This window comes from Actinoplanes sp. CA-051413 (assembly GCF_050955795.1).
In the GTDB taxonomy this organism is placed as follows: Bacteria; Actinomycetota; Actinomycetes; order Mycobacteriales; family Micromonosporaceae; genus Actinoplanes.
Genome location: NZ_CP192100.1, coordinates 4,462,117 through 4,481,315 on the forward strand (window position 1 = coordinate 4,462,117; position 19,199 = coordinate 4,481,315).

The 19,199-nt window shown below is 73.2% G+C and carries 17 protein-coding genes; 12 read left to right on the forward strand and 5 right to left on the reverse strand.

Annotation, left to right across the window (positions count from 1 at the left end; translation table 11 throughout):
- Positions 1 to 65 precede the first annotated feature (65 nt).
- Entirely contained in the window at positions 66 to 887 is an 822-nt protein-coding gene (locus ACQP2Y_RS20620; RefSeq protein ID WP_433730637.1) for a class I SAM-dependent methyltransferase, read from the reverse strand.
- Between the two features lie 121 nt (positions 888 to 1,008).
- Between ACQP2Y_RS20620 and ACQP2Y_RS20625 the strand changes: the two genes are divergently transcribed.
- Positions 1,009 to 4,020, forward strand: coding sequence for a beta-galactosidase (locus ACQP2Y_RS20625; RefSeq protein ID WP_433730639.1), 3,012 nt, complete (start codon positions 1,009 to 1,011; stop codon positions 4,018 to 4,020).
- On the opposite strand, the gene ACQP2Y_RS20630 is transcribed toward ACQP2Y_RS20625, so the two are convergent.
- The gene (locus ACQP2Y_RS20630; protein ID WP_433730641.1) at positions 4,011 to 4,721 is read right to left on the reverse strand and encodes a FadR/GntR family transcriptional regulator; all 711 of its coding nucleotides are present in this window, start codon (positions 4,719 to 4,721) and stop codon (positions 4,011 to 4,013) included. The two genes, ACQP2Y_RS20625 and ACQP2Y_RS20630, sit on opposite strands and share 10 nt — an antisense overlap.
- A 107-nt stretch (positions 4,722 to 4,828) precedes the next feature.
- Between ACQP2Y_RS20630 and ACQP2Y_RS20635 the strand changes: the two genes are divergently transcribed.
- The 4 genes from ACQP2Y_RS20635 (at position 4,829) to ACQP2Y_RS20650 (ending at position 8,792) form a co-directional block, all read left to right on the forward strand.
- Positions 4,829 to 5,767, forward strand: coding sequence for an aldo/keto reductase (locus tag ACQP2Y_RS20635; RefSeq protein ID WP_433730643.1), 939 nt, complete (start codon positions 4,829 to 4,831; stop codon positions 5,765 to 5,767).
- Positions 5,764 to 6,609, forward strand: a complete 846-nt coding sequence (locus tag ACQP2Y_RS20640; RefSeq protein ID WP_433730645.1) for an amidohydrolase family protein — start codon at positions 5,764 to 5,766, stop codon at positions 6,607 to 6,609. The genes ACQP2Y_RS20635 and ACQP2Y_RS20640 overlap by 4 nt, the downstream gene beginning before the upstream one ends.
- 102 nt (positions 6,610 to 6,711) lie before the next feature.
- Positions 6,712 to 8,268: a PP2C family protein-serine/threonine phosphatase gene (locus ACQP2Y_RS20645; protein ID WP_433730647.1), complete on the forward strand. Its 1,557-nt coding sequence runs from the start codon at positions 6,712 to 6,714 to the stop codon at positions 8,266 to 8,268.
- An 83-nt stretch (positions 8,269 to 8,351) separates the two neighbouring features.
- Complete coding sequence (locus ACQP2Y_RS20650; RefSeq protein WP_433730649.1) at positions 8,352 to 8,792, forward strand: ATP-binding protein; 441 nt, start codon at positions 8,352 to 8,354, stop codon at positions 8,790 to 8,792.
- A 1-nt stretch (position 8,793) separates the two neighbouring features.
- On the opposite strand, the gene ACQP2Y_RS20655 is transcribed toward ACQP2Y_RS20650, so the two are convergent.
- The gene (locus ACQP2Y_RS20655) at positions 8,794 to 9,126 is read right to left on the reverse strand and encodes an STAS domain-containing protein (RefSeq protein WP_433730651.1); all 333 of its coding nucleotides are present in this window, start codon (positions 9,124 to 9,126) and stop codon (positions 8,794 to 8,796) included.
- A gap of 136 nt (positions 9,127 to 9,262) precedes the next feature.
- Between ACQP2Y_RS20655 and ACQP2Y_RS20660 the strand changes: the two genes are divergently transcribed.
- The 5 genes from ACQP2Y_RS20660 (at position 9,263) to ACQP2Y_RS20680 (ending at position 13,323) form a co-directional block, all read left to right on the forward strand.
- Entirely contained in the window at positions 9,263 to 9,550 is a 288-nt protein-coding gene (locus ACQP2Y_RS20660; RefSeq protein ID WP_433730653.1) for an aldo/keto reductase, read from the forward strand.
- Positions 9,547 to 9,804 carry an aldo/keto reductase gene (locus ACQP2Y_RS20665; RefSeq protein ID WP_433730655.1) on the forward strand — a complete coding sequence of 86 codons (258 nt, stop codon included), beginning with the start codon at positions 9,547 to 9,549 and terminating at the stop codon, positions 9,802 to 9,804. The genes ACQP2Y_RS20660 and ACQP2Y_RS20665 overlap by 4 nt, the downstream gene beginning before the upstream one ends.
- Before the next feature lie 161 nt (positions 9,805 to 9,965).
- The gene (locus ACQP2Y_RS20670; RefSeq protein ID WP_433730657.1) at positions 9,966 to 11,381 is read left to right on the forward strand and encodes an APC family permease; all 1,416 of its coding nucleotides are present in this window, start codon (positions 9,966 to 9,968) and stop codon (positions 11,379 to 11,381) included.
- Complete coding sequence (locus tag ACQP2Y_RS20675; RefSeq protein WP_433730659.1) at positions 11,378 to 12,391, forward strand: acetamidase/formamidase family protein; 1,014 nt, start codon at positions 11,378 to 11,380, stop codon at positions 12,389 to 12,391. The genes ACQP2Y_RS20670 and ACQP2Y_RS20675 overlap by 4 nt, the downstream gene beginning before the upstream one ends.
- A gap of 41 nt (positions 12,392 to 12,432) precedes the next feature.
- Entirely contained in the window at positions 12,433 to 13,323 is an 891-nt protein-coding gene (locus ACQP2Y_RS20680) for a methyltransferase domain-containing protein (RefSeq protein ID WP_433730661.1), read from the forward strand.
- 9 nt (positions 13,324 to 13,332) lie between these two features.
- Here ACQP2Y_RS20680 and ACQP2Y_RS20685 read toward each other — a convergent pair whose 3' ends face one another.
- Positions 13,333 to 13,797: a hypothetical protein gene (locus ACQP2Y_RS20685; RefSeq protein ID WP_433730663.1), complete on the reverse strand. Its 465-nt coding sequence runs from the start codon at positions 13,795 to 13,797 to the stop codon at positions 13,333 to 13,335.
- Positions 13,798 to 13,966: 169 nt separating this feature from the next.
- On the opposite strand from ACQP2Y_RS20685, the gene ACQP2Y_RS20690 reads away from it, so the two are divergent.
- Positions 13,967 to 17,014 (forward strand): PAS domain S-box protein, encoded by a 3,048-nt coding sequence (locus tag ACQP2Y_RS20690; protein ID WP_433730665.1) that lies wholly within the window; start codon positions 13,967 to 13,969, stop codon positions 17,012 to 17,014.
- Positions 17,015 to 17,157: 143 nt separating this feature from the next.
- Complete coding sequence (locus ACQP2Y_RS20695) at positions 17,158 to 18,843, forward strand: aminotransferase class V-fold PLP-dependent enzyme (protein WP_433730667.1); 1,686 nt, start codon at positions 17,158 to 17,160, stop codon at positions 18,841 to 18,843.
- Here the strand turns inward: ACQP2Y_RS20695 and ACQP2Y_RS20700 are convergent.
- Positions 18,827 to 19,186, reverse strand: coding sequence for a nitroreductase/quinone reductase family protein (locus ACQP2Y_RS20700; RefSeq protein WP_433730669.1), 360 nt, complete (start codon positions 19,184 to 19,186; stop codon positions 18,827 to 18,829). The two genes, ACQP2Y_RS20695 and ACQP2Y_RS20700, sit on opposite strands and share 17 nt — an antisense overlap.
- Positions 19,187 to 19,199: the final 13 nt, after the last annotated feature.

Consider the following 19,199-nt stretch of genomic DNA (forward strand, 5'->3'; position numbering starts at 1 on the left):
GTCGCCGATATCGACGACCACCCATTCCGGTGAATGTCGCGACGATTCCGGGGAAGCCGGATCGGTCACGGGCCCGCCGCGGGGACCGTTCCGACGGCCAGCAATGCCGAGGTGGGCAGACACAGCAGGCCCGCGCTGTCGAGATGCGCGCCGGCCAGCCGGTCGTAGGCGGCCTTCATCCGCGCGACGGTGGCCGCGTCCTGCCGGGCGACCACGTGCCCGATGCTCGCCAGCCCCCCGGCCGCCCCCGACCACCACAGCTCCGGATCGACCCGGTGCTCCCAGGCGACGGTCCGCGAGTCCACCTGGGTCAGACCGGCCCGCCACAGCAGGTCCGCGAGACCGTCGCGGGTCCGGGGGAAGTCGTCGGCCGGTGCCGGTGCCGGCGTGGCCGGACGGGTCACACCGGCCGCCGCGATGACCTCGTCCCACAAGCGCTGCAGCGGCGGCGCGGGCTGCGGCCACACCGTGACGCCGACCCGCCCGCCCGGGCGGGCCACCCGGCGCAGCTCGGCGACGGCTGCCGCGGGCCGGGCGACGTGATTGACCACGAAGTTCGCCACCACGGCGTCGAAGCCCGCCGACCGCAGGGGCAGGTCCGGGAGCGCGCCGATCGCCGGCCGCACTCCCGGAAGGCGGGCCGCGGTCGCCCGGACCATGCCGGGCTCGGCGTCGACCGCCGTCACCGCCGCCCCGCGGGCCGCCGCGGCCTCGCTCACCGAACCCGTGCCGCAGCCCACGTCGGCGACACGGGTGCCGGCCGCGGCCCGGACCGCGTCGAGCAGCAGCGGTACGGGGTGGGCGCACAGGCTCGCGAAGCTGCGCCGGTAGGCCTCGGCCTTGTCCCGCCACAGGTCCCGCCGGTACCGGTCGTACGACTCGCTCATGGTTCCCCTTCCGGGCGGGCGCCCCGCCGGCAGACGTCGGATCATCGTGGCTTGTGGACATCGGGTTTCATCGATAGCTTCGGCGGGACACCCCAGACATCTGACGTTCACCGGGGATGAGATGACCAACCCACGCCGCTTCCGGCGCCGCCTGTCGCTCGCCGTCGCCGCCCTGCTCGCCGCCGGTGCCGGCCTGCTCCACGCCGCCGCGGCGCCGGCCGCCCCACCTCGGGCCGCCCCGCCGCAGGCTGCTGCCGCGCACACCATCGGCTACGACCGGTACTCGCTGATCCTCGACGGGCGGCGCACCTTCGTGTGGTCGGGGGAGTTCCACCCGTTCCGGCTGCCGAGCCCGGGCCTGTGGCGCGACGTGCTGCAGAAGATGAAGGCGACCGGCTACAACACGGTCTCCGTCTACTTCGACTGGGGTTACCACTCGCCCGCGCCCGGGGTCTACGACTTCACCGGCGTCCGCGACATGGACCGGCTGCTGGCCATCGCGGCCGAGGTCGGGCTCTACGTCATCGCGCGGCCGGGGCCGTACATCAACGCGGAGGTCGACGCGGGCGGCTATCCGGGCTGGCTGACCACCCAGGCCGGCAAGGCCCGCACCGACGCCCCCGACCATCTCGCCGCGGCCGACGAGTGGCTCACCGCCGTCGACGCCGTCATCAAGCGGCACCAGCTCACCGACGGCACCGGCACGGTGATCCTCTACCAGATCGAGAACGAGCTGGCCAACACCGCGACGACCCAGCGCGCCTACATGACCCACCTGCGGGACAAGGTCCGCGCCGACGGCATCACCGTGCCGATCTTCCACAACGACAAGGGCCGCGAGGGCCGCTGGGTGCCCGCCGGGTCGGGCGTCGCCGGCACTGTGGAGGGACCCGTCGACCTGTACGCCTTCGACGGGTATCCGGGTGGCACCTGCCGTACCGATGCCACCCCGGGCAGCCCCAACACCGCGCCGGACTGGGGCATCCACGGCCCGGGCGGCGCCCGGGGCGGCGCCTCCGCCTCGCCGGACACGCCCGGCTTCACCGCCGAGTTCGGCGGCGGCTGGTTCGACTACTGGGGCAGCAACGGGACCTACCCGTGTACGGCCGTGCGGCAGGGTCCCGGCTACGAGCGGGTGTTCTACGGCACCAACATCGCCAACCGGCTGAGCATCCAGAACTTCTACATGACCTTCGGCGGCACCAGCTGGGGCTGGCTGCCGGCGCCGGTGGTCTACAGCTCCTACGACTACGGCGCCGCGATCAGCGAGGCCCGGCAGCTGCGGCCCAAGGCGCTGGCCATGAAACAGCTCGGCTCCTTCGTGCAGAGCGTCGCGCCACTGACCAAAGTGGACGCCGGCCCACCGGTGACCGCGTCGTCGACCGCGGTGAAGCTCTACCACAACGTCAACCCCGACACCGGTACGCACTTCTACCACGCCGTGCACAACCCCTCGAACGGCACGACGAACGACACCTTCCAGTTCCCGATCGAGACCGGTGACGGCTCTTACACCGTGCCGCAGTCCGGGCAGCTGCGGCTCAACGGGCAGGACGCCAAGATCCTCGTCGCCGGGTACGACGTCGAGGGTCAGCACCTGGTCTACTCCACCTCCGAGATCACCACCCACGCTCCGCACGGCTCCCACGGGCTGCTGGCCCTGCACGGCCGCGACGGCGAGGACGGCGAGACCGTGCTGCGGTACGCGTCCGCACCGACCGTCACGGTAACGGGCGACACCACAGTCACCAGCACCTTCGACGCGACCACCGGCGACCTGCGGCTCAACTACCCCCACACCGGACTGGCCCAGGTACGCATCACCGGTGGTGGCCGCCCACCCCTGCTGCTCCTGCTCGCCGCGGACAGCGTCGCCGACACCATGTGGCGGCTCGACACTGCGGCCGGCCCGGTGCTCGTACGCGGACCGGCGCTGGCCCGTACCGCTGTGGTCCGGGGCCGCACCGTGCACCTGACCGGCGACACCGCCGCCGCGACCGACCTCGAGATCTGGGCGCCGGCCGGCGTGCGCGCCGCGACCTGGAACGGCACCGGCGTCCGCGTCCGGCAGACCGGCACCGGCAGCCTGCGCAGCCGCACCGCCGTGCCCGGGCCGAAGCCTGTCACGCTGCCCGACCTGTCCGCCCAGCCCTGGCACTATGCGAGCGAGTCCCCGGAGAAGGCCCCCGGCTTCGACGACTCGCGGTGGACGGTCGCCGACCGGACGACCACCAACAGCACCACCAAGCCGCCGGCCGGGCAGCCGGTGCTCACCGCCGACGACTACGGCTTCCACCACGGCGACGTCTGGTACCGGGGACGCTTCACCGGCACCGCGCCCGCGAGTGTGGCCCTGACCTACGGCGGTGGCGGCGCGGGCATGGTGCAGGCCTGGCTCGACGGCACCTACCTGGGCCAGCACGTGCTGCCCAGCGCGCTGGCCGCCCCGCCGACCACCGGCACCGCGACGTTCACCGTGCCCGAGGCGCAGCGCACCGACGGCGAGCACGTGCTGTCGGTGATGGTCCGCAACAACGGCCACAACCAGGACGGCGGCGTCAACGACGCGCACAAGGAGGGCCGCGGGCTGATCGCCGCGACCACGACCCTGCCGACGACCTGGCGGATCCAGGGCAACGCGGGCGGGGAGACCCCGGCCGATCCGGTACGCGGCCCGCTCAACGCCGGCGGCCTCTACGGCGAGCGCACCGGCTGGCACCTGCCCGGCTTCCCGGACCGCGGCTGGGCCGACCGGGCGGTGCCGGACACCACGGCGACGCCCGGCACGTCCTGGTACCGCACGTCGTTCCGCCTCGCCGTCCCGCACGGGCACGACGCCTCGCTGGGCCTGACCATCGGCGATCCGGCCGTCCCGCGCTCCGGCGGGCACTACCGCGCGCTGATCTTCCTCAACGGCTGGAACATCGGCCAGTACATCGCGGACGTCGGGCCGCAGCACACCTTCGTGCTACCCGAGGGCCTGCTGAACCCGCGCGGCCGCAACACCCTGGCCCTGGCCGTGACCAGCGACGGCGGCGCCGGGGACACGCTGGAGGCCGTCCGGCTCACCGACCTGGGCACGGTCCGCGGCGGTGTCCCGGTGGCCCCGGTCCGCGCCCCGGGCTACCGCTGAGCGTCGTGGACGGCGTCCCCGCGGTCGGGCAGCAGCGAGCGCAGCCACGACTCGGAGGTGTCGACGTGCACCAGCGCGGTCGCCTGGGCCAGCACCGCGTCGCCGGCCCGCAGAGCCTGGTAGATGCGCTCGTGCTCGGCGATCGTCTGCACCGAGACGTGGCTGTCGGTCATGCCGCGCCACAGCCGGGCCCGCAACGTCCGGCCGTTGAGCCCGTCGAGCAGCGACATCAGCGACTCGTTGCCGGTGGCCGCCGCGATGGCGTGGTGGAACGCGGCGTCGTAGCCGATGAGCAGCTCGGCGTCGGCGCTCGCCGCACGCATCCGGGTCAGCAGCCCGGCCAGCTCGTCGAGCTGCGCCGGCGTGATCCGGCCGGCCGCCAGCCCGGTCGCGGCCGGCTCCAGCAGCCGGCGGACCTCCATGATCTGCGGCAGGCTGTCGTCGCGCAGCAGGTCGACGGCCAGGCCGAAGCCCTCCAGCAGCAGCCGGGGCGCCAGGCTGGTCACGTAGGTGCCGTCGCCGCGGCGCACGTCCACGACGCGGGCCAGCTCCAGCGCCTTGATGGCCTCGCGCAGCCCGCTGCGGGACAGCCCGAGCTGCGCGCTGAGCTGCGGCTCCGGCGGCAGGCGGTCGCCCGGGGCGAGCTGCTCGGACTGGATCAGATCCCTGATCTTGGTGATCGCCTCGTCGGTGAGCGCCACGCGCGACCCCCTTCTGCCCGGACCGGCCGGTCGGCCGCTACCGGGAGGATAAGGCCCGGGCCGGGGGCGGTCGGCTGCCCACAGCGCGGGGAAGGGGGGCCGGTGCCATGGAGGACCGGCTGATCGAGGGTACGGACCTGCGCGTGTCGGCACTCGGCTACGGCGCAGCGCCGCTCGGTGACGTCTACGGCCGGGTGAATCTGCGCACCGGGACCCGGTCGGTGCGGGCCGCCCTGGAGCTGGGGGTCACGGTCTTCGACGTCTCGCCGTACTACGGCCGGACCCGGGCCGAGACCGTCCTGGGCCAGGCGCTGGCCGGGGTCGACCGGGACACGTACACGCTGGCCACCAAGGTGGGCCGCTACGGCACCGACGAGTTCGACTTCAGCGCCGCGCGGGTGCGCCGCAGCGTCGACGAGAGCCTGGCCCGGCTCGGCACCGGCCACCTCGACCTGGTCCAGGTGCACGATCTCGAGTTCGGCGACCTGGGCCAGGTCGTCGAGGAGACCCTGCCCGCGCTCACCGAGCTGCGCGACGCCGGCAAGGTGCGCCACGTCGGGATCACCGGCTACCCGCTGCCCGCGCTCGCCTCGGTGGCCGGCCGGGCGCGTGTCGACACCGTGCTGTCGTACTGCCACTACACCCTGCTGGACCGGTCCCTGGACGACTGGGTGCCGTACTTCGCCGAGCGCGGCATCGCGGTGCTGAACGCCTCACCCCTGGCCATGGGCGCTCTCACCGCCCGGGGTGCCCCGCCGTGGCATCCGGCCCCCGCCGAGGTGCTGCGCTGCTGCGCCGCCGCGGCCGAGCTCTGTGCCCGGCGGGGCGTCGCGCTGGAGCAACTGGCCGTGCGGTTCGCCGTGGCCTACCCCCGGGTGGCGACCACGTTCGTCGGCATGCCCGACGAGGAGCAGGTGCGCCGCAACGTCGGCTGGGCCTTCGGGCCCCTCGACGAGGAACTGCTCGCCGACGTCGACCGCGTCCTCGCGCCGGTCCGCAACCACACGTGGCCCAGCGGCCGCCCGGAGAACAGCGAGCCCCCATGACCGCTCTCATCGACGCCCACCTGCACCTGTGGGATCCACGCCGCTTCACCTATCCCTGGCTGGCGGACGAGCCGGCCCTGAACCGCCCGTTCGGGCCGGCGGCGCTCGACACCGGCGGCCACCGGCTCACCGGGGCGGTCTTCGTCGAGGCGGGCCGGGCCGCGGGCCAGGCCCGCGACGAGCTCCGCTGGGTCGAGGAGGTCGCCGCCGGCTGGCCCGTGCTGCTCGGCGCGGTCGCGCACGCCGATCTCGAACGCGGCCGGGAGATCTCGGCGCACCTGCGGCAGCTGGCCGCGATGCCACTGGTACGCGGCGTGCGGCGCAACTTGCAGGACGAGCCGCCCGGCTTCGCCACAAGTGCCGGTCACATCGACGGCGTGCGGGCGCTGGCCGGGTACGGCTTCACCGCGGACCTGTGCGTCCGGCACTCCCAGCTGCCCGAGATCACCGAACTGGTGGCGCTGGTGCCGCAGGTGACCTTCGTCCTGGACCACCTGGGCAAACCGCCGGTCCGTTCCGGTGAGCGCGACCCGTGGCGGGAACAGCTGCGCCGGCTCGCCGGGCTACCCAACGTGGTCTGCAAGCTGTCCGGCCTCACCACCGAGGCCGACCTGGCCCGCTGGCGGCCGGGTGACGTGCTGCCGTACCTGCGGGACGCGCTGGCCGAGTTCGGCCCCGACCGCTGCCTGTTCGGCGGTGATTGGCCGGTCGCCACCCTGGCCACCACCTACGCCCGCTGGGTGGACGTGGTGCTCGAGGCGCTCGCCGGGTGCTCGGCGGCCGACCGCGGGCAAGTGCTGGCGGGCACAGCCACCGCGGTCTACCGGCTGCCCGCCGGCTGACCCCGGGGCGCAGCACAGTGGACCCGGACCGGATCTGTCCCTCGTCAGCCGTCCCGCGTTCGGTGGGTTCCCTGACCCGCGCCGACCGTTAGGCTGCTGGGCATGGCGACTGACGGCGGCCGGCCCGGCCCAGGGACGAGGTCGCCGGGTCCGCCGGCCGACCTGGTGGCCCTGGTGCGGGAGGTGCTGGCGGTGATCCCGGCCGGCTGCACCTGGATGCTGCCGGTCGCCGACGACGCCGCCCACGTCACCGATTTCCGGATCGCGGCCGTCAGCGGTAACGACGGCGATGTCTACGGTCGCGGCGCCAGCCGGATCGGCGAGCTGCTCAGCGAGCTGTATCCGAGCATGGTCGGCGGACCGTTGTGGCAGCTGTACATGCGGGCGCTGGCCACCGGCCAGGCCGCCGAGCTGCCCGGCTTCCGCTATCAGGAGCAGCAGGCCGGCGTGGTCACCGAGGCGCTGTTCGACATCGGTGTGCACCCGATGCACGGCGGGCTGCTCGTCTGCTGGCAGCGGCTCGACGAGGACCAGCGCCGCCTGGAGCGGACCGAGCTGCTCGGCAACCTCGGCTGGGCCGAGTACGACCTGCGTACCGGGCGCAGCAAGTGGTCCCCGGGCATGTACCGGATCTTCGACCGGGACCCCGCCCTGGGCCCCCTGTCGCGCACAGAGCAGGCGGCGATCCTGGTGCCGGCGGACGCCGGGCAGGCCGAGGCGGCCTGGCAGACCCTGGACAGCGGGGCTACCTCCGACGTGACGGTCCGCTTCCAGCCGGGCGGGACGGAGAAGTATCTGCGGATCCTCTCCGACGTCGCCCGGGACGCGGACGGCACACCGCTGAAGATCTACGCCGTGGTGCAGGACGTCACGGCCCGGGTCGACTCGCGGACCGAGATCGAGCGGCTCGGGGACCGGCTGCGCACCCGGGAGATCACCGCGATCGCCGAGCACCGCCTGGCCGGGCAGCTGCAGCGGCTGATCCAGCCGGTGCCGCGCGATCCCGTCCCGCTGCCGGGCCTGGAAGCCGCGGTCAGCTACCTGCCGGCGGAGAAGGCCGTGCAGGTCGGCGGAGACTGGTACCACGCCCAGGCCCTGCCGGACGGGCACACGCTGCTGGCCATCGGTGACGTCGCCGGGCACGGCCTGGAGGCGGCCAGCGGCATGGCCCACCTGCGGTTCGCCCTGGTGGCCTGGCTGTCCATCGGCATCTGCGACCCGGGCGTGCTGCTGCGCCACCTCAACGGGCTCAGCCGGCAGCTCGGCATCACCGGCACTGCCGCGATCGCCGCCTACGACCCGGCGACCCGGGTGCTGTCCTGGGCCCGGGCCGGCCACATGGCCCCGCTGCTGGCGCGCGCCGCGGACGCCGAGGAGCTGCCCCTGCCGCGCGGCGTGCTGCTCGGCGCGGCCGACAACGCCCGGTATCCGGTGGTCACGGCCCAGCTCCGGCCGGACGACCTGGTGCTGTTCTACACCGACGGGCTGGTCGAGCGGCGCAATCCCGACGGTGGGGACCTGCTCGACCAGGTGATGCGCACGCTGGCCGAGGTGTCGGCCGAGCCGGGGGAGCTGACCCTCAAACGCCTGCGGGACCTGCTGCCGGCGGCCGGCCCGGACGACGACACCTGCACTCTGGCCGTCCGCGTCCTGCCCTGATCGGTCGCCGGACGGCCGCCGATCGACCGCGACAAATCGGCAGGGATGTTTCCACAAGATCCCCAGGGGCAATCAGGCAGCCCATGAGTCTGTTGCGGACGTCGCCGCCGCCCGCGCAGGCCGTGGAGCTGGAGCAGTGGTCACTCTCGCACGGCGACGAACTGCGGCCCCTGCGCCTCGGTCTGCGCGATGCCCTGTCCGCGCACCGGCTGGTCGATCCGGCCGCGACCGACGAGGTCGCCGACCGGGTCGTCCTGGTGGCCACCGAGCTCGCCAGCAACGCCCTGCGTCACGGGCGCCCGCCGGCCGTCGTCCACCTGCTGCGCTGCGACGGCCGGTTTCTCGTCGACGTCGCGGATCACGACGTGGCCGGAGTGCCCCAGCTCGCCGGCATCCACCTGGCCGGGGTGGGCGGGCGGGGGCTGCACATCGTGCGGACCCTGGCCCTGGATCTCTGCTGGTACGCCACCGCGACGACCAAGCACATCTGGGCGTCCTTCCCCGTGACCGACGCGGAGCTCTGAGTCAGCTCGGGTCGTCGACGCAGAGCACTTCGGCCAGGCCGGTGATCTGCAGGACCTGCCGGACCATGCCCTCGGCGTTCGTGACGCCGAACCGCCGCCCGGCCCGCTGCGCCGCCTCGTAGCCGGCCAGCAGCCCGGCGATCCCGTGCGAGTCCAGGAACTCGGTGCGCCGCAGGTCGACCATGACCTCCCGGACACCCGGGGCCCGGGCCGCGCGCACCAGCGCATCGGACAGCTCGGCGGCCACGCTCATGTCGAAGTCGCCGGTCAGGCACACGTGCAGGACGCCGCCGGGCGTGGTCCGGGTGCTGATCTCGTGGATGGGAGTAGTCACAACCAGCATGTCTAGCACGCAGGTATGACATCCCGGGCCGCCGTACACGGCACGATCCGGTCACGGGTAAGTGGCCCAGGAAACCGGGCACCGATTGGCCCCTGTGGCCGGGCCGGTTCCTCCCTGGCGTGGTCGCATGCGATACCGATCTCTGGGTGGGACCGGCCTGGCCGTCAGCGAGCTCTGCCTCGGCGCGATGGGCTTCGGCCGGGAGTCCGACGAGGCCCTGAGCGTACGGATGCTGGATCACTTCGCCGAGGTGGGCGGCACGTTCGTCGACACCTCCGACGCCTACAACGGGGGGCTGTCGGAGGAGATCGTCGGGCGCTGGCTCACGGGCCGGGACCGGCAGTCCGTCGTCGTCTCGACCAAGGTCCGCTGGGGCCCGGCGGCAACCGCGAGGGGCTGGGCCGCAACCTCGTGACCAGCGGCAAGGTCCGCTACCTGGCGGTCAGCAACTGGTCCGTACGGCACGTGCAGCAGGCGCTCGACCTGGCCGGCCGGCACGGGCGCGAGCCGTTCGTGGCGATCCAGGCGCTGTACAACCTGCTCGACCGGGAGGCCGAGTGGGAGTTGCTGCCGCTCGCGGGCGAGCAGCGGCTCGGCTCGGCGCGCGGACCATGGCGCAGTTGGAGGCCAACCTGGGCGCGACCGGGTGGGATCTGGACCCCGCACTGACCGCGTCGCTGACCGCGGCCGGCGAACGGCGGCTGCCGTACCCGTACGAGATCCTGGCCATCAGCGGACGATCGGCCGGTGCCAGAGGCATAGGTGCCGGTAGATGTGGGTAGCCTCCGGCCCGGACAGGGCGAGGAGGCCCCGGGTCGAGGAGGCACGCCGTGACGCAGCCACCGGAGGGACCGGCTACCGCCGGGCTCGAGAAGTACGGGTACCGCCAGGAGCTCAGCCGGTCGCTGACCTTCACCGACCTGCTGATCTACGGGCTCATCTTCATGGTGCCGATCGCGCCCTTCGGCATCTTCGGCAGCGTGTACAGCGGCTCCGGCGGCATGGTCGCGCTGGCCTACGTGGTCGGCATGGTGGCGATGATGTTCACCGCCCTGTCGTACTCCCAGATGGTGCGCGCCTTCCCGATGGCCGGTTCCGTCTACAGCTACGCCGGCCGGGGCATCGCCGCCCCGGTCGGCTTCCTGGCCGGCTGGGTCATCCTGCTCGACTACGTGCTGGTGCCCGGCCTGCTCTACCTGATCGCCGGCGTCGCGATGAACTCGCTGGTCCCGGCCGTGCCGGTGTGGCTCTGGCTGGTCGCGTTCGTGGTCGTCAACACGGTGGTCAACTACCTGGGCATCCAGATGACCGCCAAGGTCAACCGGGTGATGCTCGTCGCCGAGCTGATCGTCCTGGTGATCTTCCTGGTGGTGGGCGTGGCCGCGCTGCTGCGGGGCAAGGGTGCCGGCTTCTCGTTCAGCCCGTTCTTCAACGCCGACACGTTCTCCTGGTCGGTGGTCTTCGGCGCGGTGTCGATCGCGGTGCTGTCGTTCCTGGGCTTCGACGGCATCTCCATGCTCGCCGAGGAGAGCCGGGTCGAGGCGCGCCGGATCGGCCGGGCCATGGTGGGCGCGCTGGTGCTGGCCGGCGCCCTGTTCATCGTGCAGACCTGGGTGGCGTCGCTGCTCGTACCGGATGCGCCCGGTCTGCTGGCCGACGGAGACCCGGAGGGGACCGCCTTCTACGACGCGGCCCGGGCCGCCGGCGGCGGCTGGCTGGCCGGCCTCACCGCGCTGGCCACCGCCATCGCCTGGGGCTTCGCCAACTCGCTGGTCGCGCAGGCGGCGACCAGCCGCCTGCTGTACGCGATGGCCCGCGACCGGCAGATGCCGTCCTTCCTGGCCCGGATCAACCGACGCCACAAGGTGCCGGCCAACGCCACCCTGCTGGTCGCCGCGGTGTCGCTCGCCCTGGGCCTGGCCATGGCCGCCCGCGACGACGGCATCTCGCTGCTGTCCACGCTGGTCAACTTCGGCGCGATGACCGCGTTCCTGGCGCTGCACGTGGCCGTGGTGATCCACTATGTGGTGCGCCGCGGCAGCCGCGACTGGCTGCGCCACCTCGTGGTGCCGGTGATCGGCTTCCTGATCCTGCTGTACGTGGTGATCAACGCCAAGGTGGCGGCCCAGGTGCTCGGGTTCGTCTGGCTCGGCCTCGGCCTGGTGGTGCTGGCCGTCTTCTACGCCACCGGCCGCCGCCCGGTGCTGGCCGGCCTGGCCGAGCCGAGCGAGAAGGAGAATCCATGACCGAGGTGCTCAGCTACCGTCCCCGCCCCGAGGAGCTCGCCTACACCTTCGGCGGGCGCGAGCCCGTACGCCGGGTCCGGCCGGGCACGGTGCTCGAGCTCTATACCGAGGACTGCTTCGGCGGCCGGGTGCGCGAGGTCGGTGACCTGCCGTCGCAGGTGTGCGAGTTCCCCTTCCTCAACCCGGTCACCGGGCCGTTCTTCGTCGAGGGCGCGGAGCCCGGCGACACCCTGGCGGTGCACTTCGCCGAGATCGTGCCGGCCCGCGACTGGGCCGTGTCCACCACGTTCCCGCACTTCGGCGCACTGACCGCCACGCACACCACGGCCATGCTGCACCCGCCGCTGGAGGAACTGGTCTGGCGCTACGACGTCGACGTCGCCGCGGGCACGGTGCGCTACCGGGCCCGGCGCGGCGACTACAGCGTCGAGCTTCCCCTCGACCCCATGCACGGTACGGCCGGAGTCGCGCCCGCCGCCTTCGAGACCCGGATGACGATCGTGCCCGACGTGCACGGCGGCAACATGGACAGTCCGGAGCTGCGCGCGGGCGTGACGGCGTACTTCGGCGTGAACGTGAGCGGCGCGCTGTTCGCCCTCGGCGACGGGCACTGCCGGCAGGGCCACGGTGAGGTCTGCGGCACCGGGGTGGAGTCGGCGATGAACACCACGGTGATCGTCGACGTGATCAAGGGGGCGCAGACCCCGACACCGCGGCTGGAGAGCGACACCGCGCTGATGTCCACCGGCTCGGCGCGGCCGCTGGAGGACGCGTACCGGATCAGCCAGCACGACCTGGTGACCTGGACTGCCGGGCTGGTGGGACTGGACCTGCTGGACGCGTACCAGTTGCTCAGCCAGGCCGGCGAGGCCCCGGTGGGCAACGTCTGCGACCCGAACTACACGATGCTCGCCAAAGTCGACAAGCGGTACCTGGGCCCGGCAACGGCCTACGACGGTGTGCACGCCCGCCTGCGTTCGGCGGCCGAGGGGTATCTGGCCACCCGGTAAATCGGTGGGTGCCGGCGCCGGCGGTCGGCTAGCGTCCCGCCATGATCTATCAGCACCCGCTGGCGTACCTGCTCGGCCTCGAGGGTGTCGCCCTGCTGCGCGCCTTCGCCGGCGACCACGACCGGGCGTTCGCCGAGGCCCGCATCGCCGAGATCCGCAGCCTGCTGGACAACGCCGAGCTGCGCGGCGAGGGCGTCACGGCTCGCCGGGTCGACACCGTGGCGGGATACCGGGTCTGGTCGCGGACGTACGACGAGCCGGGCAACGGCCTGTTCCCCGCCGAGGAGGCCCTCGTGCACGAGATCCTCGACGGGCTCCCGGCGGGCGTCGCCCTGGACGCGGCCTGCGGCACCGGCCGGCACGCCGAGCACCTGGCCGGGCGCGGCCACCGGGTCATCGGCGTGGACAGCTCACCGGACATGCTCGAGCAGGCCCGCGCCCGGGTGCCGGCGGCCGAGTTCCGGCAGGGCGACCTGCACAGCCTGCCGCTGCCGGACGACCACGCCGACGTCATCGTGTGCGCGCTGGCGCTGGTCCACCTCGAGGAGCTGGGGCCGGCCTTCGGCGAGTTCGCCCGGGTGCTGCGCCCGGGCGGTCACCTGGTGATCACGGACGTGCACCAGGAACTGGTCGCGCTGGGCTCGGTGCCACGGGTGCGGTCGGCCGGCGGCGAACCGGGGTTCCTGCCGGCGTACCGGCACCGGGCCGCGGACTATCTCGCGGCCGCCCTGCCGCTGGGCCTGCAGGTGCGCCGGTGCGAAGAACCCGGCCGCGGGACCGGCGAGGCGACCGGGACCGTGCCGGAGACGATAGACCCCGGCCCGTGGGACGACTGGCCGTGGTCGCTGCTCGGCATCGTCCCGGCGGCCGCGGCGGCAGCCTGGCGGGACACACCCGCCCTGATGGTCTGGCACTTCCAGCTGGCCGGATAGCCCGGGGCACTACTGCGCCTGGTCCTCCATCATGGCGGCGCGGACGGCGCCGGGGGAGATGCCGTACTCGCGGGCCAGGTCGGCCACCGACCAGCCGGTCAGGCGGATCGCCTCGGCGCGTTCCCGGCGCAGGGTCGAGCGGGCCGAGCGGGCCAGGTCCGGGGCCAGCCGGCCGCGTTCCACGGCGTCGAGCCGGGTGAAGGCGACCAGGGCGAGCAGCAGCCGGGTCATCCCAGGGGCGTCCGCCAGGCGGTCGGTGTCCGCCGGTGGTGCCGTGCCGGCGCCGAGGCTGGCGTGCACGAGCTGCTCACTCGCGGAGAGCAGCATCTGCGCGGCGTGGTGCAGCCGCAGGGCTTCCTCCGGCGGCAGCGCACCGGTGTACGCCAGGTCCCAGACCGCCGTCTGCAGGTACTCCGTGATGTCCGGCGCGGTCCGCCGCTGCTGCTGGTGCTCGGTTTCCGGGGTGGCCGACACGTGTGACCTCGTCTCCTCGTCGGATTGCCGTTCGCAGGAACTTCGGCGGCCGGCGCCCGGATGGATGCACCCGCCGGCCGATGCATCAACGCGAACCCACCTCGCCCGGGCCCGCAGTCATCAAGGATGAGGTGATGCACCAGCAGGTGGAAGCGGCACAGGAGATCTGATGGCGGCTCTCGCGGTCACGGCCGTGTTCGTGCTGATCTTCGTGCGCGCCGCGGTGGGCTACACGCGCCGGCGGGATCCGCTGCTGCGCGACGTCATGCTGATCTTCGCGTCGGTGGCCATGCTGTTCGTCCTGGGCGTGCTCCGGCTGACCATGGGGGAGCCGCCGCGCGCCGCGGTCGGGCTGATCACCGCGGTCCTGCTGGGGCAGCCGCTCTGCACGTTACGGCTGGTGAGCCGGATGCGCCCGGTGCCGCTGTGGGTCATGTGGGCCGCGTTCGCCGCGTGGCTCGCCTCCGCCGTTCCCGTCCTGGTCGTCCCGCCGCCACTGCCCGAACGCGTGGTGTGGCCCGCGGTGCTGCTGTTCTTCGTGGTGGAGGCGGTCGCCGGGGCGCTGCTGGCGGCGGACGCCCGGCGCCGGGGCGGCGCGGCCCGGATCCGGCTGTGGTGCGCGGCGGTGGGAACCCTGCTGTTCGGGGTGGCACTCCTGTTCGCCGGGGCGGACATCACCGTGGTGGCCCGGTCCGTCGCGGTGGTGTCGGCGCTGATGTACCTGCTGGCCTTCATGCCGCCGCACTGGCTGCGGCGGATCTGGTCGTGGGGTGCGGCGTACGGCCTCATGCGCAGCCTGCTGGCGGCTCCGCCGGCCGAGCCCGCGCCCCGGGTCTGGCAGCGCTACTGCCACAGCGCCCGGCACGTGCTGGGCGCGGACGCCCTGGTGATCCTGCTGCCCGGGCCGGCGGACACGGTGCAGCTGATCAGCGATCCGGAGCTCGACCTGGACGCCCGGCGCTACCGGCCGATCGACGTGAGCGGCCTGTCCACCGGCCCGGTGACCATCGACGCTCTGGCCGGCTGGACCGATCCGCCGCCGGCCGCCGCCGACCTGGCCCGGATCAGCGGCACCCGGTTCGTCAACGCCACACCCCTGCCGGGCACCGGCGGCGCGCTGGTGCTGCTGCACCGCTGCCGGACGTTGTTCGCCGACGACGACGTCGAGCTGTTCGCGGAGCTGGCCGGCCAGGCCGCAGCGCTGGCCGAGCGGGCCGCGGTGCTGGACGACCGGCACCGGCTCGCGGTGATCGTGGAGTCCTCCGCCGACGCCATCATGAGCAAGGACCTCGACGGCGCCATCACCAGCTGGAACGCCGGGGCCGAACGGCTCTACGGCTACACCGTCGCCGAGGTGGTCGGCCGGAACGCTGCCCTGCTGTTCCCGCCCGGGGAGCAGCACCAGGAGACGGAGCTGATGGCCCGGGCGGTCCGCGGCCAGCCCGTCGACCAGGTCGAGGTGCAGAACCTCACCAAGGACGGCGTAGGTGTGACGGTGTCGCTCACCTCGTCGCTGATCACGGACGCGAGCGGGCAGCCGACCGGGGTGGCCTGCATCGCGCGCGACACCAGCGAGCGCCGGCGGGCCGAGGCGATGTTCCGCGGGCTGCTGGAGGCGGCGCCCGACGCGATCGTCGGGATCACCGCCGACGGGCGGATCGCGCTGCTCAACGCCCAGACCGAGCGGCTGTTCGGCTACCGGCGCGACGAGCTGCTCGGGCAGCCCGTGGAGATCCTGGTCCCGGAGCGGATCCGGGAAGCGCATCCGGAGCACCGCCTCAGCTACTTCACCGACCCGCAGCGCCGGCCGATGGGTGCCGGGACGGCGCTGGCCGCGGTGCGCAAGGACGGCACCGAGTTCCCGGCGGAGATCAGCCTGTCCGCCCTGGAGACCGACCAGGGCGTCATCGTCTCGGCCGCGATCCGCGACGTCACCGAGCGGCTGCAGGCGCAGGCCGAGCGGGAACGGCTGGCCGCCCAGGCCGAGCGGGACGCCGCCGAGCGCCGGCTGCAGCACACCCGCCGGCTGGAGAGCCTCGGCCAGCTCGCCGGCGGGGTGGCGCACGACTTCAACAACATCCTCGCGGTCATCGCCAGCTACACCGAGCTGCTCACCGAGACCCTGGCCGACCCCGTACCGGAGCCGGCGGAGCTGACCGCCGCCCGCGCCGACCTGGGCCAGATCAGCCGGGCCACCGAACGCGCCACCCGGCTGACCAAGCAGCTGCTCGCGTTCGGCCGGCGGGAGATCACCCAGACCCAGGTGCTCAGCCTCAACCACGTGGTCGGCGACGTCGAGCAGATGCTGCGCCGTACCCTCGGCGAGCACATCCACCTGATCACCCACCTGGACCGCGACCTGTGGCCGGTGTGCGTCGACCCCAGCCAGTTCGAGCAGATCCTGCTCAACCTGGCGGTGAACGCCCGGGACGCGATGCCCGGCGGCGGCACGCTGTCCATCGACACCGGCAACACCGAGCTGGACGAGGACGACGTCGCGGACTGCACCGAGCTCGCCCCGGGCCGGTACGTGCGGTTCCGGGTCAGCGACACCGGCAACGGGATGCCGGCCGAGGTGGCCGAGCGGGCCTTCGAGCCGTTCTTCACCACCAAGCCGCAGGGCGCCGGCACCGGGCTGGGCCTGGCCACGGTGTACGGCATCGCCACCGCGGCCGGCGGTCACGTCCGGCTCTACTCCGAGCCCGGCATCGGTACGACCGTCACCATCGTCCTGCCGGCGTCCGACGACGCGATGACCGTCCCAGAGGCATCGGAGCAGGACGGCGCACCGGCCGTCCGGTCCGCGCCCGAGGCGACGATCCTGCTGGTCGAGGACGAGGAGGCGCTGCGCGTCGCGACGAGCCGCATCCTGACCCGGGCCGGCTACGAGGTGCTGGTCGCCGACGGTGGCCCCGCCGGCCTGCGGATCGCCCAGCAGCACCCGGCACCGATCCACCTGCTGCTCACCGACGTGATCATGCCGAAGATGCTGGGCAACGAGGTGGCCGCCCGGGTGCAGGCGCTCCGGCCCGGCCTGCCGGTGCTCTACATGTCCGGCTACGCCCAGCCCGTCCTCACCGAGAACGGCACCCTCCCGCCGGGTGTGCTCATCATCGAGAAGCCTTTCACCCGGCGTGACCTGCTCGACTGCGTGCACGCCCGGCTCCGGCACGCCGCGGCCGAAAGCTCCGACCCCTCGCCGGCGTTGAGTCCCTGACCGGTCTCCCGGCGGCAGATCGGGCACGACCGCCCGGCCACGCGTGCCGCCCCGGGCCCAGCCCTCGACCGCGGTGGCCCGCATGCAGTACAACGGGGTTGATCCGGGCCGCCACCGACGCCGGCCCGGCCGGGGAGGCCGTCGTGGAGAAGTCACTGCTGGATCGGATCCGCACCGGTCTGATCGGCGCGGGCGAGGTGCTCGACGGGCCGTACGGCCCCCGGCGGCTCACCTACGCCGACTACACCGCGTCCGGCCAGGCGCTGGACTTCGTCGAGGACTTCATCCGGCGGCAGGTGCTGACCCGCTACGCCAACACCCACACCGAGGCCTCCGCGACCGGGCTGCAGACCGGCGCCCTGCGCGAGGAGGCCCGCCGGATCATCCACCGCGGCGTCGGAGCCGGCCCGGAGCACGTGGTGCTCTTCTGCGGTTCGGGGGCCACGGCGGCGGTCAACAAGCTGGTCGCGATCCTCGGCCTGCGCATGCCGGAAACCCTGGCCGACCGGTACGGCCTGACGACGGTGATCCCAAGCCACGAGCGGCCGGTGGTGTTCGTGGGACCGTACGAGCACCATTCCAACGAGCTGCCGTGGCGCGAGACGATCGCCGACGTGGTCACGATCGGCGCCACCCCCGACAGCCACGTCGATTTGGACGACCTGCGCCGGCACCTGGTCGCGTACGCGGACCGGCCGCTGCGGATCGGCAGCTTCTCCGCCGCCTCGAACGTCACCGGCCTGCTGACCGACACGACCGCGGTGACCCGGCTGCTGCACGAGCACGACGCGCTGTCGGTGTGGGACTACGCGGCGGCCGGCCCGTACGTGCCGATCCGGATGCGCGAGTCCGCACCCGGCAGCGGCGACCACCTGGACGCCGTGTTCCTCTCTCCGCACAAGTTCGTCGGCGGCCCGCAGACCCCCGGTGTCCTGGTCCTGCGCCACGACCTGCTGACCAACCGCGTGCCGACCGTGCCGGGCGGCGGGACGGTGGCCTTCGTCAACCCGGTCACCCACCGCTACCTGGAAGATCCGATCGCCCGGGAGGAGGGCGGCACCCCGGCGATCGTGGAGTCGGTCCGCGCGGGCCTGGTCTTCGCGGTGAAGGAAGCGGTCGGCACCGACACCATCGGCGCCCGCGAACACGTCCTGTGGCGGCGGACCCTGGACCGCTGGGCGGGGGAGAGCCGCATCGAGGTGCTCGGCGACCTGGAGGCGGAACGGCTGTCGATCGTCTCGTTCCAGATCCGCGCCGGCCAGCAACATCTGCACCACAACTTCGTGGTGGCGCTGCTCAACGACCTGTTCGGCATCCAGGCCCGCGGTGGCTGCTCGTGTGCGGGCCCGTACGGCCACCGCCTGCTCGGCATCGACGAGGCGCACTCCCGCGAGTTCCACGCCGAGATCGTCGACGGGTGGGAGGGCATCAAGCCGGGCTGGGCCCGGATCAACCTCAACTACTTCATCTCCGACGAGGTGGCCGACTACCTGGCGGAGGCGGTGGCGCTGATCGCCCGGTACGGCGGCCGGCTGCTGGAGGATTACCGCTTCGACCCGCGTACGGGCCGGTGGCGCCACGTGCGTGCGGCCGGGCAGCCGGTCCGCCTGGCTGACCTGCGGCTCGGCCCGGACGGCAGCGTCTCGATGCCCGGGGCGCGGCCGACGCTGGGGGAGGAGGTGCTCGCGGGCTACCTCGACGAGGCCCGCCGGATCATGCGGGAGCGCGCGGAGCCGATCGACGGGGTGGGACTGGACCTGCCGCCGGCGTTCGAGAAGCTGCGCTGGTTCCTGCTACCGACGGAGTGCCTGGTCAGCGGTCCAAGATGAGCTCCACGAGGGGGCTGCCGGCGAGCCAGCTCTCCAGGCTCTCGGCCCAGTCCAGGGTCGGCACGATCTCGCCGAAGACGCGGGCCCGTTCGTCCGGGTCGGTCACCGCGCGCCCGCGTACCGGAAGATCCAGACCATGCAGATGCAGCGTGAACTCGGGATGCGCCAGCATGTTGGCATACCAGTCGCGTGAGCCCGGGCTGCCGGTCAGCCAGAAACGGCCGTCGGCCCGGTACCGCCAGGTCTCGATCCGGCGGGGTTGCCCGCTGCGCCGCCCGATCGTCGTGATCTCCACGGTCTGCTGCCGTTCGAGCGCCTGCCGGGCCTGATCCGTCACCGTCATGAGCCGATCCTCC

Bases quoted from the DNA above. Each gene is read 5' to 3' on its own strand.
- ACQP2Y_RS20690 (WP_433730665.1), top strand. From the start codon at position 13,967: ATGGCGGCTCTCGCGGTCACGGCCGTGTTCGTGCTGATCTTCGTGCGC.
- ACQP2Y_RS20645 (WP_433730647.1), top strand. From the start codon at position 6,712: ATGGCGACTGACGGCGGCCGGCCCGGCCCAGGGACGAGGTCGCCGGGT.
- ACQP2Y_RS20635 (WP_433730643.1), top strand. From the start codon at position 4,829: ATGGAGGACCGGCTGATCGAGGGTACGGACCTGCGCGTGTCGGCACTC.
- ACQP2Y_RS20700 (WP_433730669.1), bottom strand. From the start codon at position 19,186: ATGACGGTGACGGATCAGGCCCGGCAGGCGCTCGAACGGCAGCAGACC.
- ACQP2Y_RS20675 (WP_433730659.1), top strand. From the start codon at position 11,378: ATGACCGAGGTGCTCAGCTACCGTCCCCGCCCCGAGGAGCTCGCCTAC.
- ACQP2Y_RS20620 (WP_433730637.1), bottom strand. From the start codon at position 887: ATGAGCGAGTCGTACGACCGGTACCGGCGGGACCTGTGGCGGGACAAG.
- ACQP2Y_RS20625 (WP_433730639.1), top strand. From the start codon at position 1,009: ATGACCAACCCACGCCGCTTCCGGCGCCGCCTGTCGCTCGCCGTCGCC.
- ACQP2Y_RS20660 (WP_433730653.1), top strand. From the start codon at position 9,263: ATGCGATACCGATCTCTGGGTGGGACCGGCCTGGCCGTCAGCGAGCTC.
- ACQP2Y_RS20640 (WP_433730645.1), top strand. From the start codon at position 5,764: ATGACCGCTCTCATCGACGCCCACCTGCACCTGTGGGATCCACGCCGC.
- ACQP2Y_RS20680 (WP_433730661.1), top strand. From the start codon at position 12,433: ATGATCTATCAGCACCCGCTGGCGTACCTGCTCGGCCTCGAGGGTGTC.
- ACQP2Y_RS20650 (WP_433730649.1), top strand. From the start codon at position 8,352: ATGAGTCTGTTGCGGACGTCGCCGCCGCCCGCGCAGGCCGTGGAGCTG.